At 42.2% G+C, this 17,756-nt stretch carries 13 protein-coding genes; 7 read left to right on the top strand and 6 right to left on the bottom strand.

Annotated elements, in window-relative coordinates; translation table 11 throughout:
• Positions 1-268 precede the first annotated feature (268 nt).
• Entirely contained in the window at positions 269-2,608 is a 2,340-nt protein-coding gene (locus tag FLL46_RS27790; RefSeq protein ID WP_142892184.1) for a M20/M25/M40 family metallo-hydrolase, read from the top strand.
• A 270-nt stretch (positions 2,609-2,878) separates the two neighbouring features.
• Here the strand turns inward: FLL46_RS27790 and FLL46_RS04155 are convergent, their stop codons facing one another.
• From FLL46_RS04155 to FLL46_RS04145, 3 genes are read right to left on the bottom strand one after another with little or no spacing between them, the layout of a single operon-like run.
• Positions 2,879-4,216: a sigma 54-interacting transcriptional regulator gene (locus tag FLL46_RS04155; protein WP_142892183.1), complete on the bottom strand. Its 1,338-nt coding sequence runs from the start codon at positions 4,214-4,216 to the stop codon at positions 2,879-2,881.
• Complete coding sequence (locus FLL46_RS04150; protein ID WP_142892182.1) at positions 4,213-4,878, bottom strand: hypothetical protein; 666 nt, start codon at positions 4,876-4,878, stop codon at positions 4,213-4,215. Before FLL46_RS04150 ends, FLL46_RS04155 begins: the two co-directional genes overlap by 4 nt.
• Before the next feature lie 2 nt (positions 4,879-4,880).
• The gene (locus tag FLL46_RS04145; RefSeq protein WP_142892181.1) at positions 4,881-6,374 is read right to left on the bottom strand and encodes a HAMP domain-containing sensor histidine kinase; all 1,494 of its coding nucleotides are present in this window, start codon (positions 6,372-6,374) and stop codon (positions 4,881-4,883) included.
• Between the two features lie 375 nt (positions 6,375-6,749).
• Here FLL46_RS04145 and FLL46_RS04140 point away from each other — a divergent pair, with 375 nt between their 5' ends.
• Both FLL46_RS04140 and FLL46_RS04135 read left to right on the top strand, forming a co-directional pair.
• On the top strand, positions 6,750-6,980 hold the full coding sequence (locus FLL46_RS04140; RefSeq protein ID WP_142892575.1) for an EF-hand domain-containing protein: 231 nt from the start codon (positions 6,750-6,752) through the stop codon (positions 6,978-6,980).
• A gap of 136 nt (positions 6,981-7,116) precedes the next feature.
• A complete protein-coding gene (locus tag FLL46_RS04135; protein WP_142892180.1) occupies positions 7,117-7,347 on the top strand; it encodes an EF-hand domain-containing protein in 231 nt (76 codons plus the stop codon).
• A gap of 166 nt (positions 7,348-7,513) precedes the next feature.
• On the opposite strand, the gene FLL46_RS04130 is transcribed toward FLL46_RS04135, so the two are convergent.
• The 3 genes from FLL46_RS04130 to FLL46_RS04120 are packed head-to-tail and all read right to left on the bottom strand — an operon-like array spanning position 7,514 to position 12,731.
• The gene (locus FLL46_RS04130) at positions 7,514-10,645 is read right to left on the bottom strand and encodes an efflux RND transporter permease subunit (protein ID WP_142892179.1); all 3,132 of its coding nucleotides are present in this window, start codon (positions 10,643-10,645) and stop codon (positions 7,514-7,516) included.
• Positions 10,642-12,021, bottom strand: a complete 1,380-nt coding sequence (locus FLL46_RS04125) for an efflux RND transporter periplasmic adaptor subunit (protein ID WP_142892178.1) — start codon at positions 12,019-12,021, stop codon at positions 10,642-10,644. Before FLL46_RS04125 ends, FLL46_RS04130 begins: the two co-directional genes overlap by 4 nt.
• A complete protein-coding gene (locus tag FLL46_RS04120) occupies positions 12,021-12,731 on the bottom strand; it encodes a TetR/AcrR family transcriptional regulator (protein WP_142892177.1) in 711 nt (236 codons plus the stop codon). Before FLL46_RS04120 ends, FLL46_RS04125 begins: the two co-directional genes overlap by 1 nt.
• A gap of 276 nt (positions 12,732-13,007) precedes the next feature.
• Between FLL46_RS04120 and FLL46_RS04115 the strand changes: the two genes are divergently transcribed.
• Genes FLL46_RS04115 through FLL46_RS04100 form a run of 4 tightly spaced genes read left to right on the top strand, consistent with a single transcriptional unit; the run spans position 13,008 to position 17,659 of the window.
• The gene (locus FLL46_RS04115; protein WP_168204040.1) at positions 13,008-14,321 is read left to right on the top strand and encodes an efflux RND transporter periplasmic adaptor subunit; all 1,314 of its coding nucleotides are present in this window, start codon (positions 13,008-13,010) and stop codon (positions 14,319-14,321) included.
• Positions 14,322-14,331: 10 nt separating this feature from the next.
• Complete coding sequence (locus FLL46_RS04110) at positions 14,332-15,045, top strand: ABC transporter ATP-binding protein (protein WP_142892175.1); 714 nt, start codon at positions 14,332-14,334, stop codon at positions 15,043-15,045.
• 9 nt (positions 15,046-15,054) lie between these two features.
• Positions 15,055-16,410 carry an ABC transporter permease gene (locus tag FLL46_RS04105; RefSeq protein WP_142892174.1) on the top strand — a complete coding sequence of 452 codons (1,356 nt, stop codon included), beginning with the start codon at positions 15,055-15,057 and terminating at the stop codon, positions 16,408-16,410.
• A gap of 31 nt (positions 16,411-16,441) precedes the next feature.
• Positions 16,442-17,659, top strand: coding sequence for an ABC transporter permease (locus tag FLL46_RS04100; protein WP_142892173.1), 1,218 nt, complete (start codon positions 16,442-16,444; stop codon positions 17,657-17,659).
• Positions 17,660-17,756 lie beyond the last annotated feature (97 nt).

Raw genomic sequence — 17,756 nt, 5'->3', positions numbered from 1 at the left:
GATAAAGGGAGTCTCCCTTCCCCTTTATCCGACCCATATCTTTTTTCATTTCGCTGCTTGGTTAGTATAAAAAATTCAGTTGAACCAATAAAAAAACGCTAGAGACGTTAATGAGCTGCATTGACTAACAGCTAGACATTAACATTTTCATAGACGTTTGAAGATAGGGTTAAACCGCGGCTCGCTTGTCAAAAATAGGCGATGCAAAACTCAGTTCTAACGGTTTCATCCCACTTGCTTTCCAGCAGTGCCCAGGAGGAGCTTAACTATGAAATTACCGAAGAGTAAATCACTACTCGCACTTTATGCATTGTTGCCGATTGTCGGACTAACCAGTTTTAGTTCGTCGGCAGAGCAACCGACACAAGACAAAAAATTCTGGATCACAATTGGTAGTGACGCCGTTGAAGAAGCCAACGAAGTGGGCGCGCAACTTGCGCCTTCTTTACAAAATGTGCCGCTAGATCAAAGACCGGTACTCATCTACCAACTAGAGGAAAATCAACTTGGTAACCTGTCAACTTTAATGCATGACCGACATCATCGATGCGGTGGTTACATTGTGCATAATAGTTATCAAGAAGCGGTTAATTCACTCAAAGGCCCGAGCAAAATGCTGGCATTTGATCCACCGCCGATCCAACATCAAACCACCGTCAATAATTTACTACCCAACATCCAAGCGTCACAAATCCGCTCAACGATTGTATCTCTGAGCGAATTCACCAATCGATTTTATAACACCAGTACTGGTGAACAATCAGCAGACTGGTTAGCAGATCATTGGCGACAAATGGCAAACAGTCGAAGCTGGGCAACTGTCGAACCTTATAACCATTCCGGGTGGCGACAGGACTCGGTGATTCTGAAAGTTACCGGTAGTCAGTTTCCTGATGAAATTATTGTAATTGGTGGACACCTCGATTCAACTGCCGGTAGCGGTACTCGCGAAGGAACAAGAGCACCCGGCGCAGATGATGACGCTTCCGGTATTGCATCGCTAACCAATGTCGCCAAAGTTTTATTGGAAAATGGACACCAACCACAACGGACTATTCACTTTATGGGTTACGCGGCTGAAGAAGTTGGCTTGCGCGGCTCTCAGGAAATCGCCGGTGATTATAAACGCCAAGGCAAAAATGTGGTTGCAGTATTACAACTGGATATGACCAACTATCACGGCTCAACTAACGACATCTACTTTATGACCGATTATGTTGACGCCAGTTTTAACAGCTACATGCAAAGGCTACTCGACACTTATCAGCCCCAAGTGACTTACGGCACTGATCGCTGCGGCTATGGCTGTTCCGATCACGCTTCCTGGTACAACCAAGGCTTTCCAACCTCAATGCCGTTTGAAGCGTCATTTAACGGTAGAAATCGAAGCATCCATACGCCTAACGACACTTTGGCTCGTAGCGACTCAGATGCCAGCAACTCGGTACCTTTTGCAAAATTGGCTTTAAGCTTTGCGGTTGAAATGGGCAATCCTAGCGGCGGTAGTCAGAACACTCCACCCAGTGCAAACATTAGCAACAGTTGTAATGAACTGACCTGCCAATTTGACGGTTCAGCATCAACTGATCCTGACGGAAGTGTTCAATCATACGCCTGGAATTTTGGCGACGGTAGCAGCAGCACACAACAAAAGCCCACTCACACTTATCGAAGTGCCGGTAGTTATAACGTGACGCTGACTGTAACGGATAATGAAGGCGCAACTGGAGACGCCAATAAATCAGTGACAGTCAGTGACGGTGGTTCAAATGCTCCAACGGCAAGAATTGATGCAAGCTGCGATAAACTAGCCTGTCAGTTTACCGGTTCAAATTCTAGCGATGACGGTCGAATAGTTTCTTACGAGTGGAATTTTGGCGATAGCGCCACCAGTTCACAAACCGACCCCGCTCATTCTTACGCAACCAGCGGCAGTTACCAGGTAAGCCTAAAAGTAACCGACGACGATGGTCTCAGCGACACCGCAACACGAACTGTGAATGTCTCTGATGGAAGTAGTAATCAGTGTGACGGCATTGCACCGTGGAACGCAAGTGTCAGCTATTCAATCGGCGACAAGGTGTCAAAAAATAACAAATACTACGAAGCAATCTGGTGGTCTACCGGCGCCGACCCAGAAGTTTATTCGCAAGTCTGGAAACTGTTGGGCGAGTGTGATGACACCGGCACGCCAACCGCTCCTATCGCGAAGTTTAGTTATCAGGTAAACGGTTTATCTGTCACCTTTACTGACCAATCCAGTGATGACGTGAGCGTTGAACAACACGCCTGGGAATTCGGCGACGGGCAAACTAGCCAACAAGCCAACCCAAGCCACACCTTTGCCAGCGCTGGAAGTTACTCGGTTAAACTCACCGTGACCGATGGCGATAATCTGAGTGATAGCCAAACACAAGTAGTTCAAGTCACAGACGGCGGTAACAATTGCTCAGCTGATGTATGGCAATCTTCAAAAGTTTATTTGTCCGGCGATAAAGTGTCCCATCAGGGTAGCGAGTACACAGCTAAATGGTGGACACAAGGACAAGATCCTGCGACTAATTCAGGTCCGTGGGATGTGTGGAGTAAAGATGGAGACTGCCAATAACCAAATCCATAGTTTAACTTTTTGAAAAATATTCAGGCAGTCTGACAACACGCTGAAGAGACTTAAAACCGTTCCTGGTGTTGTGTTGTTTGGAAGGGGTTCCGGCTTAATCGCTATTCCCCTTCTTTTTTCTTTTTAAGAAAGTCATTCACATCATGTACGTTTTTATTTTATGTACACCTATACCTTTGGTAGATCTCTCGACTGCGCTCGAGATGACAGGTAAAAACAATTAGGATATTTCGAGTACAGCTAATTAAGAAAACTTATTTAACTTTCAAGCTCAATCCCATGTTTCTTAATCAGTTTGTAAAAGTCAGAACGATTACGCCCCGCCAGCTTCGCCGCTTCCGCAACATTTCCCTGGGTGATTTTTAATTTTTCGATCACATAATCCCTTTCAAACTGACGCTTCGCTTCTGATAACGAATCTAGAATGATGTCATTATTATCAATTTTCAACGCTGTTGATATTTGTGCCGCCGAAATCATTTCCCCATGATTTAACGCCACAACCTGTTCTATCAGATTTTGTAATTCTCGAATATTGCCCGGCCAGTGATGCTCAACCAAACATTGCACTGCGTCTGAAGAAAGGCGCACTTCAGGCGTGTTATTTCTTTGACAAACCAGCTCTACAAAATAATTCGCCAGTAGCGGAATATCTTCACGACGTTGACGCAACGCAGGCAACTCTAAGTTGACCACATTTAATCGGTAGAATAAGTCCTCGCGAAATGTTTTGTTCTCAATTTCTGATTGAAGATCACGATGGGTTGCAGAAACGATTTGCACCTCAATTGAAATTTCCTCATTGCTGCCAACGGGCCGAATACTTCTCTCCTGCAAAACCCGTAATAGCTTTACCTGTAGCGGCAACGGCATATCGCCGATTTCATCCAGAAATAATGTGCCGCTTTGTGCTTTTTGGAAGATTCCGACGTGGTCTCTCACTGCGCCGGTGAACGCTCCTTTTTTATGTCCGAACAATTCCGACTCTAATAATTCTGAAGGCACAGCACCGCAGTTAATTGGAATAAAGGGAGCATCTTTTTCACGTCGATGCTGATGAATGGCTTGTGCTAAAAGCTCTTTGCCGGTGCCACTTTCGCCGGTAATTAAAATATTGACATCGGTGTTCGCCAGCTTCTTAACCTGATCTAACAGGTGCAACATTGTGCGACTGCGAGTCAGAATACCTGAGCTATTTTCGTGTGAATAACTAGAACGATGATCGGCCCCCCCATGGATTGCAATTGCCTTTTCAATGTTCTCAAACAAACTTTCCTTATCAACCGGTTTCGTCAGGAAAGTAAAAATACCTCGTTTAGTCGCGGTTACCGCATCGGGAATTGATCCATGTGCAGTCAACATTATAACGGGAATAGAAGGATACTTAATTTGTATTTGCTGTTGTAGTTCCATGCCATCCATCGGCTCCATTTTTAAATCCGTTATTACCAGGTCAACATTATTCGACTTGAGAAAGTCGAGTGCGACTTGCGCTGAGTCTGCGGTGGTCACCTGATAGCCTGCCGACTCGATTCGAAGGGACAACAATTTTAATAAACTCGGGTCATCGTCCACGAGTAATATATGTGCATTCATGGGAAGTACCGGTCCTCACCTGATTGCTTTTTGTTGAGCGCTTTATTTTTGCCGGATGTTTTCTTTCTATCAGCCAATTCTTTTTTATCGGTCAATTCCTTTTTTCCAAAACCTACCTCTTTGTTGAGCGCGCCTTTTCCTAACTTTGGCTTTTCAGGTTGATTTTGTTCTACACCATCTTCTTTTTGAAAGTCTCGAATTAATAACTGTTGTTCGACTTTCGCTAACGCTGAGAGGGTTTTCTGCATATTTTTCTTCAATATTGCTGTCTGGTTATTAACTTGAGCGAACTGTTCTAAATGCCAGGAAAGTAATGAAAAATAATCCCGGTGAATTTCAGACCAGTCGAATTGCTTAGACAATTGAAGAAGTTTCTTCTTGATTTTTTCCGGCTGGGAACGGCTCTTCTTGCAGTAGGCTTCAAAAAAATAGGTTAGTGATTTTCTTTGAGCAGCAAGGAGTTCTTGTCTGTCTTTCTCAATTGTCGCGGTCTCGTCCTGCGTTTGCTGCGTTATCGGCGTGTCAGTACAAATGCCCTGATGAATATCGATCAATTGCGCCATTGCTACAATCGGTTTTTCCGGTTGGATCTTCTTATTCAGACAACCGCCCAAAAAGAGAGCGATAGGAATAAAAACAACTCGCCTGCTAATTATGTTCATGTTTACTGTCCATTATCACTTTTATTCCCTGCTGATATAGGAATAACAATGGTTATCTCACAGCCTTGATCGACCGATGAGCGAATTTCGATTTGACCACTAATATGCTGCACGCACTCATTAACAATTGCCAGACCTAACCCTGTGCCTTGCTGTGCATTGTTTTTACCGCTACTGCCTTGGAAAAAAGCATCAAACACGTAGCTCTTCTCTGCCTCAGGAATACCAGGACCTTTGTCTGCAACAGACAAAATTAACTCGGTTAACTGATTTTGAACTGAAACTGAGATATGCTCGTCAGGTGGCGAAAATTTTATCGCATTTGATACCAATTGGATTAAGATAATCTCTAGTTGCTCTATGTCCAAGTAAATCTTGTCAAGATTGCCAACTTGTTTCCAATTCAGCTGCTGATTTTTTGCTTTTAGGCGTTGTTCAAAGTGTTGTCTGATTTTTGACTCAAGCAAATTCAGATTGTTCCCCCGGGAATCTGCTCGACGAGCGCGAAAGCTGTTGTAACTCAAGAGGCTATCGATAAGATGGCAAAGTCGCTGACTTCCCTGATCAAGTAAGTCGAGTAAATCTTGTTGCTGACGATTTGTCGGACCGACAATGTCGTCTTTTAACAGTGAAGAACTTTCAATAATGGACGCAAGCGGCGTCTTTAATTCGTGCGTGACATGGCGAAGAAAAGTATCTTTTTGCTGCTCCAATCTCTGAAGTTGTAATCTCATCCATTCTAAACGTGATCCAAGTTCAATAATTTCTGTGGACCCCGTCACATTTATCGGCGATTGCCACTGCCCATCACCAAGTCGGTCAATCACCTTTGTGAGTCGCCCTAACTGCTTACTGATTAATCTCAGAAAAAAGCCGGCAAAGATTAATGATAAAGGAATAATTGCCACCAGGTAGCGAATAAAAGTTTGTTGTAGCTGCGTCAAGGAAGATTCCCTTGCCCGCATTTCATTTGACTTCCACTGGTTAAGCGAATCATCGGCCAGATTTAGCTGTGCATAAAGATCAGAAAAAGCTTTGGTCTCTTGTTGTTGCTCAACAAAAATAATTTCATGGGTTTTGTCAAATTGCATTTCTAACTGTCTCCATACCGAGACATGGTTTGCCGATTTGTTATTTACTCGATGATTCAAATCATGATTATTGGCAAATGCAATAATAGAAAACTCAACCTGTTGCCATTTTTCTTCAATCGTTTTACCGAGAGGTACATCCTTCAATAACCAGTTTTGGCGGATTGCTCTTTCCAACTTTTTTAAATCATCAGCAAGTTTTGAAAATTCATTGGTCAACTTTGAACTTTCAGTAACCACCTGCCTGGTCGTTTTCATATGCTGGTCGAGTTCTTGTAGAAAAATGGCGATGACTACACAGACCGGTATTAGCGCTAAGCAAATGCTGATAAAGAAATTAGTCAACAAAGAAGAGCGCCAGCGAGGCGCCGGTGAATGGGTCTGATAACTTTCGATTGTAGCCATGAATTACCTGTTTTGAGTAATCAGTTATTTATCAAACTTATCCACTGTTGCCAAAAAGCGAATTGCTAACTGTTTGATTAATTTAAATAAATTATTTTTTAATTTTTATTTGTTGCCAAATGGCAACAAATCTTCAAAGTTTTTTATCAAAAAAATAATGCCTTCACACCTACTAACCAACAACCTATTGATTTTATTATAAAAATAAAAGTTGGCATCAGTTTTGATAAGGGACAACTGGTGTCGGCAGTAATCAACAGATTTCAATAACCATAATTTAAATTTGTTGAAAGTTTAGTATTGATGAAATTAACGTGTAGCGCAGTTTAACAATTTGAATTGCATACCTCTAGAAAATTAAGTCAGGAGAAATTTATGAAATTAAAACACCTGCTCTCAATAGCGGCTATTGCACTTTCTGCGAATATTGTTGCTCTCGATAGCGAAGCATTATTTAAAAAACTAGACGTTGACGGCGACGGCTATATTAGTTTTGACGAATCGACCGAAGAGTCAAAGGTGATGCGTAATTTCAAAAAGCTAGATAAGGATAACGATCATAAAATTTCCAAAAAAGAATTTTCTGATCTCGTTCACTTAAAATAGCCATTTGAAGTAGTTCATTCATCTTGCACAGTATTCTCTTTACCGAGTAACTGTTTTAGTAAGAACGCTGTTTAAAACAGTCTATGAAACTTTTTAATTTGGAACTTTATTTTAACCACAAGTAGGAGTCTATATCATGAAAAAACTATTATTAACTACAGTATTTTTTACTTCATTTGCAGTTGTTGCTGAAACTAGTCCTGGCGAATTATTCAAGTCTCTCGACAAAGACGGCAATGGCAGCCTTAGCAAAACAGAGGTCGCTGGTGAAGTAGCACTTGCTTCAAAATTCAAAGAGTTCGATAGAGATGAAAATGGCGAAATTTCAACACAAGAATTCATCGCCTATTTCGAAAGCAAAAAGTAATCTTTATTTTTTGCATATATAAAAACTTGACTATAAAAACTTGACAGTCTTTCCTGTGGGCCATCATTTTTATGTGACTGAATGACGGTCTGCATTTTTCCTATTGCAAATAGAAACCAGTTAACCGGTATTGTACTGCGACAATACCGGTTAATTGGTTTTATATTCACGCCTTTTCCATCGCAGCATTTGAAGAACTTATATCGATAGCATGCTCTTTCGCTTTCGCCACACCAAAATCCTCCAAGATAGAATAAAGACAAGGGATCACAAACAAAACTAACAATGTTGAGGTAGCGATTCCAAATACAATACTGATTGCCAGAGGGATAAGCACCTGGGCTTGCAAACTCGTTTCCGATAATAGCGGCGTCATACCGGCAATTGTGGTTACGGATGTCAGAAAAACAGCTCTAAATCGATCATAACTCGCTTTCGCGGCCGCCTCATGGACAGACAATCCTTCCTTGACTCGCTTCTTAACAAACTCGACTAAAAGAATCGAATCGTTAACGACAATTCCGGCCAGCGAAACAAAACCTAGCATTGATGGCATGGTGAAGTTCATTCCCATTAACAGATGCCCCCAAACAACACCGATAAGTGCCAGTGGAATTGCCACTAACACAATGACGGGCTCTACATAACTTCTAAATTGAAATGACAACAATAGAAAAACACCGATGAGCCCCATCACGAAAGATTTCATCATAGACTTTTGTGTCACACCGGAGTTTTTCACTTCCCCTTCAAAACTCAAACTTAACTCAGGATACTTTTCAGAAAATTTTGGCAACCATCGTTTTTTAAGATCGTTAAGAACACTATTCGTATTATTAACCTGCAGGTCAATATCGCCATACACAGTCACGGTACGTTGGTTATTCACACGACTGATGCGAGAGTAACCACGAGTTGACTTGATATCAGCCAGATTAGAAAGTGGAATTAATGCACCGGTGGCAGTATTAACGATTGGAAAGTTATCGAAGTCAATAAACTCATCTCTCGATTCGGGCGCCAGCATCACTGTGACTTCAAAAGTTTCCAGGTCCACATTTGTTTCTAACACTTTAGTGCCCTGAAAAGCAGCTCGAACCTGGTTGGCGATTGTTTGCGCATCAAGCCCCAGGTTAAATGCGCCCTGTTTAAGGGTTAACGTATATTCAGGTTTTCCCGGCCTCAAATCGTCAAGAATATTATCAACGCCGGGATAACCAGAAAGCCAACGCTGCAATTCAAACGACGCATTTGACAGTTGAAGAAAATCGCTGCCACTCAAGCGAACTTGGATCGCTCGTCCACTCGGCCCAATCGCCGGCTCTTTAAATGATATCGCTAACGCATTGGCAATGACCCCGGACTCTTCTCGCCACAGGTTGATAAAGTCCTGCATTTTTGTATTGCGAATTTCAGCTGTGAGTAAATCGGCATTAATGGTTGCCAGGTGAGGACCGGCTTCGTAGGCATCACTATTCTGGTTGTAACTAACGGTGATGGTTTTAACTAATGGCGCCGGCTCATCAATTTCAAATGCTTTGTTGGTTTTATCCAACGCAGATAAAAGTTTCTCGACGACTAACTCTGTTTGTTTCAAAGGTGTGCCTGATGGCATCAGAATTCTGGCCTGTACCATATCTCCTTCAACATTCGGAAAAGCTGAAAATTTAACGATGCCAGAAATCAGCAAGCTTAACGACAGAAAAAAGAAAGCAAAAACACTACCAATAAATGCGTAACGAAATCGAATCAACTTCTCAACTAACCGGAAAACCTTATCGCGTAAATTTTCGAAGCGTTGCTCAAATTTAACTCGAAACTGAGACGGCTTCTTGTCATGAGCGTGATCAAGCGAGTGGTATAAATGGCTGGGCAAGATAAAAAATGCTTCAACTAACGAAACAGTAATCACCGATATCAATACGATAGGAATAACTTTAAGTATTTGCCCCAGATCACCTTCAATAAAAATTAAACCTACGAAAATACAGAGTGTCGTGGCGAAAGATGAAGCGACTCCGCGGGCAACGGTTTTAGTCCCTTCAATTGCTGCCTGTAGAGGTTTCAGCCCCTTTTTAATTTGACTGCCGATCGACTCGGAAATAACAATGGCGTCATCCATTAATATACCAAGCGCTAACAACAGAGCAACCATTGAGATCATATTGATAGTAATTCCAAGGTGTCCCAATACAAAAGCGCTCGCAAGAAAGGAAACCGGTAACCCCATGACTACCCAAAAGGCGTAACGAATCGTAAAAAATAGCCACATGGTGGCAAACACCAGCAACAATCCTTGCCATGCGTTGGTTCCCAGCATTTTGATTCGGTCTTTAACGATGCTGGTCGCGTCTTGCGTAATATCTAAAAAAACACCATCAGGTAATCGAGCCGACTCTTTTACGATAAACGCTTCGACGGCGCTTAATACATCCAGGCTGTCATCAATAGTATTTTTATTGACCTTTAACAATGCCGCTGGACGCCCATTAAACTCAACTTTGTCTTCAGCTAATTCGAAAGTATCAATGATGGTGGTGATTTCACCCAGCTTTACTTCGTTGCCCTGTTCCCCTTTCAGGATAACAAGTTCTGCTAATTCACTCGCACTGCGTTTTTCATCGCTAAATCTTAATTGAGTTTCAACCTGGTTTGTTTCAATTGAGCCCAAAGGTAAATCCAGATCCTGTTTATTAATCAGCCCCGCTAAGTCATGTAAACTTAATCCATACTGCCTTAAATTATGCTGAGTAACCAGTACTCTTAACTGACGCTCCGAAAATCCGCTGATTTCGACCAGCGGGATATTCGGATGCCGTAACATACGTTGTTTGATATCTTCGGCCAGACTCTTTAATTCAGCACGTGGAATGTCAGCAGTTAATGCGACAGCCACAACATTTTGTGTGCGCCCGGTTTCGCTGACTGTTGCCTCTTCGGCCTGATCTGGAAAATCGCTGATGCCATCCACTGCACTATTAACATCATCCATAAATTTATCGAAGTTTCCCTGCTCCAACATTTTCACGGTCATCAAACCTAAATTCTGACGCGCCTCGCAGCTCTTCTCATCAATAAAGCTGATTCCGTCAAGTGCATCTTCTAACGTCAAACAGATCCCTTGCTCCACATCCATCGGCGTAGCGCCTGGATAAGGTACTTTGATTTCCACCGAATAAGCTTTAACTTCAGGAAATGTTTCTCGCTTAATTTCAGGCAATGACGACAACCCCATGACAATGAACAAGATCATCAACAGGTTCGCCGCGGTGGGGTGTTTGGCAAAAAATCGAATCATTGCGCCATCTCCACTAACTCAGTTAGCGACTGTTGCGCTTTTGAATCCTCAACCGGCGTTACTTTCATTCCATTAACAGCCGGGAATACATCAGAGGTAATAATCTTGTCGCCGGCAGTTAATGTATTTTTAAACAATGCTAACTCCCCCTGCAATTGAACATTGCTAACATCAACTCTCTGCAGGGTGTTATCGCTATTGATCCGATAAACCTGGTTTTCATGCAGCGCGTAACGGGGTGCAACTAAAAATTGGTTGGCAGCACCAAATAAATTGACCTGCATATAATTGCCTTCAAGTAGCGGCGGTTTAGTCGCGGGATTAATATTTTTATAACTATCTGAAACGCTGACAACGACTCCAAGCGTGCGACTTTGTGGATCCAGGTTATCAGAAATTCTTTCAACTTTTGCTTCCCAACCTTCAAACTGGCTACCGGCAATATAAACTTTGGCGGACATGCCCAATGATGCAAATAGTTCACTCATTCTTGGAATTGATGCGGGATCAGAAAAATTAATTTTTTCGCGATCAAATCCCTGGGCTATCTGTCGAAACTGATTGATGGGAAACTGCGCATTAATAGTCACTTTATCTAAACCAGAAGCTTCAAATAAAAGCGAACCGGTTGCCGCATATTGATCGAGTTCTGCATCGACTTTACTGATGCGACCATTAAACGGTAATCTGATTTCTGTGCGCGCTAAATCCCGTTGACTCTGCTCAACCTTGGCTTTTGAAATATCAATTTTCGCTTTTAAAACTTCGATATCCGAAGGCAATGTCGTCAGTTGATTTTCAAGCTGCTGAACTTCTTGCTGTTGCTGTAGTTTATTTTGCCTTTCGGCATCCAGTTTCGATTGGGAAATCGAACCGCTCTTACGTAACCTTTCTAACCGGGTAAGTTCTTTATTTCTTACTTTCAATTTTTCAACCGCTAACTTTAAGTCCAGCTTTGTATTTTCAACGGTCAATTCCATTTCTTTTAAACTAGCCTGGTTTGATAACAAATCAGCTTCGGCTTGTTTCAATGCTAATAAATAATCTTTATCGTCAATTTTTAATACCAAAGTATCTTTCGGAATGATGGTCCCTTTTTTCAGTTCAGGGTGTATAAAAGTGACGCGCCCTGTGACTTCTGCTTTAGCCTGCAAACTGACATCTGGCTCCACCGTGCCAAAACCAACAATGGCAGGGCGCAACGAATGTTGATGAACGGTAACGAAATTGACGGGAATTGACGGCCTCGCCTGAGGATTGTGTTCCATCGCGGGCTGCAATTTAATAATTGCGACTGTGAGCAATATGCCGACAATAATGATGACTGGTAACGCGATTTTTTTTTCGAGAAATTGCTTCTTAATCAAATTAAACATTAACGATTCTCCCTGCTGTATCCGTACATAAAGGTTCGATAGAGATGTTCGACCCATTGTGGTTCTTTGAGCTCATCGGCTGATATTTTCCAAGCTTCTTCGCGAATTGGAGCCGCCATAAATGGGGTAACAATCAACCCCATTAGTGAAAAAGCTGCGTATTTCGGATTAATATCATCGCGAAATTTCTTCTGCTGAATTTGTTGTTCAATGAGGTTAGGTAGAAAAGTGGCCATTCGTTTAGGAAAGCGTTCTAAAAAAGCCGCTTTTAAAGCAGATTCCTCCGCAAGAATTTCGTCATGGATAATCCGAGCAAGACCACTATTCTGATTGAGCATCTGTAGCATGAACCTAATAAAATCTTTGATCGGATCATCGCTTTTCGTCAGACTCTGCATTTTCTCAAAGTGCTCACTCGACATTTGGCTAAGCAATGCAGTAAATAAGCCTTCTTTATTTTCAAAGTAGTAACGGATCATCGCAGAATTGACACCCGCTCGATCACCCAGCTCTCTGATAGTCACACTTTTATAACTCTTCTCTGAGAGTAATTCTGCCGCGACTTTAAGCAATTTCTGCTTTTGCTCTACTTGCTTATCTTTATCGACAGGTCTTCCGCGCGACTGCTTTGCTTCCTTTTGTTCAGGTTTGTCCATCTTGATGTTTTCTTCCGTTGTGTTTTTGGTCATGTTTTCAGTTGATTCGGTCATCGGGGCCAATCTTGCGTTATGAAATAAATAACACTTTAATTAATCATGCGAGTAATTAAATACTAAGTCGCTTTAAGTTTCAAGAAATAAATTAATCAATTGAGTAAAGAATTGTAAAGATGGTCTGTATTCAAGCACAATTGAACTGTGCGAACACTAGGCGAACACTGTGCGAACAACACTTTAATATCGAATAATTAAAAAATTATTCATTAAATTCAAAGAGTTAAAAGATGGCATACTTCTTGTTGTTAATTTAAGAATCGAACACTAACGTTGCCTAAGAAATTTATGACCGTCAGCCCATCAATATCAGCAATCAAAGACACTTCGGCTCAAGACCGACTGCTCAAACCAAAGCGCACTGCCTCAGTTAAAGCCTGGGTATTCGCTTTAGTTGGCATGATTTCGGTTACCTTGTTGGTGCTTTTGTTTGACAAGGTTACCCAACTGTTCAACTCCGACCTGAGTATTTCCAAGCGACAAATTCAAATTGCGAAAGTGGAAAAAGGAAATCTTCAGCGAGATGTGGCTGTTCAAGGCAGAGTAGTCGCGGCCAACAGTCCGACACTTTTCGCGCCCTCTAATGGCACCATCAGCCTGAGAGTTAAAGCAGGCGAAAAAGTGAACCAGGGCGACTTGCTCGCCGTGATCGATAGTCCAGAATTGAAAAATCAATATGAACAACAGAAGAATCAACTAGAAGAATTAGAACTTGAGTATGAAAGACAAAAAATTCAGATTAAAACCGCACTACTCGATAACCAACAGCGAATTGAAATGGCAAAAGTTGATCTTGAGCTAGCGCAAAAAAACATTCAACGAGCCGAATTGAATATCGAAATGAAAGTGATCAGCCAGGTTGATTATGAAACTCAACACGCCGAGCTGGAAAAAATTAAGTTACAACATAAACACGCCATCCAGAACGCTAAGCTGCAAAAAGAAAATTATGAATTTGAGCTAAAAGCACGTCAGTTTCAAATGGAACGGCAAAAATATGTCGTTGCGGATCTGGAAAGACAAGTGAATGAACTCGAACTGACCTCACCGATAACCGGCGTAATCGGCAGTCTGATGGTCGACGAAAAAGATTCGGTTAGCCAAAATAGCGAACTGCTAACTTTGGTAGATTTAACAGCTTACGAAATAGAGGTCAGCATACCAGAAACTTACGCCGATGACCTGGGAGTTGGGCTAGCAACCGAAGTCACACTTGAAGGTAAAAGCTATGTCGGTGAATTGGCCGCGATCTCTCCTGAAGTGACCAATGGTCAAGTATCAGGAAGAGTTAAATTTGTCGATAGCGTCCCTCAGGGGCTTCGCCAAAACCAAAGAATTTCCTCGCGTATTTTAATTGAGTCGCGTAACGACGTGTTGAAAGTCAGGCGCGGTTCTTTTGTCGAAACCGGCGGCGGTAGTATTGCCTTTGTACTTGAAGGTGATGTCGCTGTTAAACGCCCGATTCAACTGGGTGCTCGAAGTATCAACGAAGTTGAAGTGATATCTGGTTTGGACGTGGGAGAAGAAATTATCGTTTCATCCATTGAACAGTTTAATCAAAGCCAACAAATTTACTTATCTAACTAGGAGTTCGCCAATGTTAAAAATGAATAATGTGAGCAAGGTATTTCAAACGCAAATGATTGAAACCCATGCATTACGCGATGTCAATATCGAGATCAAACAAGGCGAATTCGTTTCGGTAACCGGCCCATCTGGATCGGGAAAAACGACTTTTCTCAACCTTGCAGGACTACTCGAAAACCTGACCGCGGGTCAATATATTCTCGATGGTGAAGACGTCAGTCAATTGTCCGATAATAATCTTTCGGAAATTCGAAACGAAAAAATTGGTTTTATTTTTCAAAGCTTTAATTTACTACCAGAACTGTCAATTTTCGATAATGTCGACGTGCCGCTTCGCTACCGAGGTTTCGCGCGTGCCGAACGCAAAAAGCGCATTGAAGAAGCTTTAGAAATAGTCGGCTTATCTTCGCGTAAAGACCATTCTCCAACCCAGCTTTCTGGTGGGCAACAGCAACGAGTCGCTATCGCCCGAGCAATCGCTGGAGAACCAAAGATAATCCTTGCTGACGAACCGACTGGAAACCTGGATTCTCTGATGGCTCGACAAGTCATGGAACTGTTGGAAAAAATTAATCAGAATGGCACAACAATTATTATGGTGACTCATGATCCCGCGCTGGCCAAACGCGCTCATCGAGAAATTCAGATCTTTGACGGCCAGGTGAATTCACAGGAGACGATAGACACAACCGGTGAAACAAACGAAGCTTTAGTTAGCGCATAAGGAGGCAAAATGTTTCTATATAGTTTAAAACTCGCTAAAGCAAATTTAAAAAATCGCCCGGGGCTCACGCTGCTCACCATTAGTGCGATAGCGATCGGCCTGGCCTTGCTAACCACCACCACAACGATGAGCTATCAATCGAGTAAAATTCCACTACTGGAAGAGAGCGAAAAAATACAAACCGTTCTGATTGACAGCCGCGACCAAAATGCCAGAGATATCACCGATGTTAGACGTACACCTCGGTTAACCTATCAGGACACACAAAATCTATTTACTGATGCGACCTTTCCGGTTGAAAAAACTTATCTGTGGAAGTCATTCACTTTCTTAAACGATGAAAACGGCGATGCGCACCCGCGCCAAGTGAGAACAATGGCGGGGCTCAGTAACTTTTTCACAATGTTTAAAGTTCCCTTTCTTTATGGTAGTGGCTGGTCTAAGGCTGACGACGAAAATGCTACACCAGTCATTGTTTTGTCTTACAAAATGAATCAGCATTTTTTTGGCGGTGAAAACAGCGTTGGTAAAACCATTCGAATTAATTCTTCGACATTAACGGTGGTTGGTGTACTCGCAAACTGGAAACTGGCGGCGCGATTTTATGACCGCTCTTTTAGTACCGCACGTTTTGATGATGTCTTTGTCCCATCTTCGTTAGCACTGGAAATTAATATCCCACGCCGAATTTCCTGTTGGGAAAAAGACTCAGAGTTTGTTCAGGATTTTTCTCGTGAAAATGTTAATGGACTAAAAGCATCGGAATGTACCTGGCTAAACCTGTGGGTCAAACTTGAAGATGAAAATCAGGCAAAACAATACATCGACTATCTCGCACAGTATGTTAGTGATCAAAAATCTTTCGGACGATTTCCCCGTGAACATCAACCGACTTTATTAAGCATCAAAGAATACTCTGAGTTAAATTCGACCAACAATACGACGCTATTTATTTTCGCTCTGTTATCAGTTCTCTTTTTCCTGGTTTGTCTAATCAATACCGTCGGAATTTTGTTAGCGAAATATATGGGCAAGGTTCCCGAAATCGCATTACGCCGCGCGCTCGGTGCAAAAAAACACGTTATCTTGATGCAATACCTGATTGAAATAGGACTCATTTCATTTATTGGCGGGGTAGTCGGGGTGATTTTGTCGTACTTCGGCTTAAAAGGCATGATGAAAGTTTACATCTATCAATCCGATTACACGGTAACAGCAGATGCAATTCAGCATTTGTATCAACTCGACTGGATAATGATTTCCCAGGCACTATTGATCGCCGTTGGTAGTTCGTTAATTGTGAGTTTGTATCCGGTTTGGAAAATGTGCAACACAGCCCCTGCTGGTCATTTAAAAGCGCAATAGTCAAAGTAGTTAACAAAATTCTACAGGTGATATGATGGAATTCGGACCAATTTTTAAAGCATTAAAAAAACGCAAAGCATTTGCCGCACTGATTATTTTACAGGTGGCGATTACTTTAACGGTTATGATCATTGCGCTGCTGGTAACACGGGCAACGCTGAAAGAATGGAACCTGCCTTCAGGTTTAGATCATGACAATATCGTCGCAGTGTACCCACAAATTTTTGAGGAATCTCTCAACTTAAAACAAACAGTAGAAGATGATCTCCATAAAATAAAACAGATCCCCGGCGTACAATTAATCACACCGGCGACTCAGATCCCGTTTAGCGCGGAAAACCTCACTGATGTCTTTATCGAGGACACTGAAAAAGCCCAGTCGTTTCAAACCAGCGTATTTAATCTGGATGTTAACGGCGTCGCAGTGCTCGGTTTACAACTCAAGCAGGGTCGTCACTTTGAAGATACAGAGGTGATTTACAATGACAATGGACAAAATACCCAACCAGCCGTGGTAATGATTAGCGAGCAAATGGCTGAGGCTCTATTCGCGCAAGAAAATCCAGTTGGACGCAGCATTTATCTCGGCAAAAACCAACCGCCGGTTGAAATAATCGGTGTCTACAGTAACTTTATGAATGGCGAACGATTGAACTTTGTCGGTCAATCTTATCGCTCAGTCATAAGACCAATGGTGGAATACATTCAAGGTGTCGATCCAAATTATCTTATTCGCGTTGAACCCGGACAAACCGAAGTATTGCTTGAAGAAATTCGAGGAAAGCTTTACCAAACTCAAGGCCGTTTTATTCAAGGTGTTGAATTTTTATCTCGCACTCAAAAACGCATGTACGATGGTCGTGGGAGTCGTTCGTTAATCATGCTGGCGGTCAGTTTTGTCCTGCTGATAATTACTGGCCTGGGAATTTCAGGTTTAATTTCGTTTTTGGTGGCACAACAAAAGAAACAGATCGGTACGCGCCGAGCTTTAGGTGCTAAAAAGTTTCAAATAATACGCTACTACCTGATAGAAAATTCGATGATTACCGGTATTGGCTTGCTGCTCGGCGTGATTCTCTCCCTGGTTTTTCTCATTATCATGGCCACACAAAGTAACAGTCAGTTAATACATGTTGGGTGGATAATAACAATCACTCTATTTATCTGGTTGATAAGCCTGGTGTCCGCATTGCACCCTGCAATGCGTGCCGCAAAAGTAGAACCAGCTATTGTCACTCGCGGCGCATAATTAAACTGCGATAAAATTGATGATACATAGAACTATCTATGGCGTAACCGACATGCGTCATAGGTGGTTCAGGTTAAACTTAAGTTTTTTATTTCGC

This window comes from Aliikangiella coralliicola, from assembly GCF_007004725.1.
Taxonomy (GTDB): Bacteria; Pseudomonadota; Gammaproteobacteria; order Enterobacterales; family Kangiellaceae; genus Aliikangiella; species Aliikangiella coralliicola.
This window is presented reverse-complemented; position numbering and strand designations above follow the sequence as displayed.

Excerpts from the sequence above, each read along its gene's own strand:
- FLL46_RS04130 (WP_142892179.1), bottom strand. The coding sequence starts at position 10,645 with ATGATTCGATTTTTTGCCAAACACCCCACCGCGGCGAACCTGTTGATG.
- FLL46_RS04110 (WP_142892175.1), top strand. The coding sequence starts at position 14,332 with ATGTTAAAAATGAATAATGTGAGCAAGGTATTTCAAACGCAAATGATT.
- FLL46_RS04145 (WP_142892181.1), bottom strand. The coding sequence starts at position 6,374 with ATGGCTACAATCGAAAGTTATCAGACCCATTCACCGGCGCCTCGCTGG.
- FLL46_RS04155 (WP_142892183.1), bottom strand. The coding sequence starts at position 4,216 with ATGAATGCACATATATTACTCGTGGACGATGACCCGAGTTTATTAAAA.
- FLL46_RS04120 (WP_142892177.1), bottom strand. The coding sequence starts at position 12,731 with ATGACCGAATCAACTGAAAACATGACCAAAAACACAACGGAAGAAAAC.
- FLL46_RS27790 (WP_142892184.1), top strand. The coding sequence starts at position 269 with ATGAAATTACCGAAGAGTAAATCACTACTCGCACTTTATGCATTGTTG.
- FLL46_RS04150 (WP_142892182.1), bottom strand. The coding sequence starts at position 4,878 with ATGAACATAATTAGCAGGCGAGTTGTTTTTATTCCTATCGCTCTCTTT.
- FLL46_RS04140 (WP_142892575.1), top strand. The coding sequence starts at position 6,750 with ATGAAATTAAAACACCTGCTCTCAATAGCGGCTATTGCACTTTCTGCG.
- FLL46_RS04100 (WP_142892173.1), top strand. The coding sequence starts at position 16,442 with ATGATGGAATTCGGACCAATTTTTAAAGCATTAAAAAAACGCAAAGCA.
- FLL46_RS04135 (WP_142892180.1), top strand. The coding sequence starts at position 7,117 with ATGAAAAAACTATTATTAACTACAGTATTTTTTACTTCATTTGCAGTT.
- FLL46_RS04105 (WP_142892174.1), top strand. The coding sequence starts at position 15,055 with ATGTTTCTATATAGTTTAAAACTCGCTAAAGCAAATTTAAAAAATCGC.
- FLL46_RS04125 (WP_142892178.1), bottom strand. The coding sequence starts at position 12,021 with ATGTTTAATTTGATTAAGAAGCAATTTCTCGAAAAAAAAATCGCGTTA.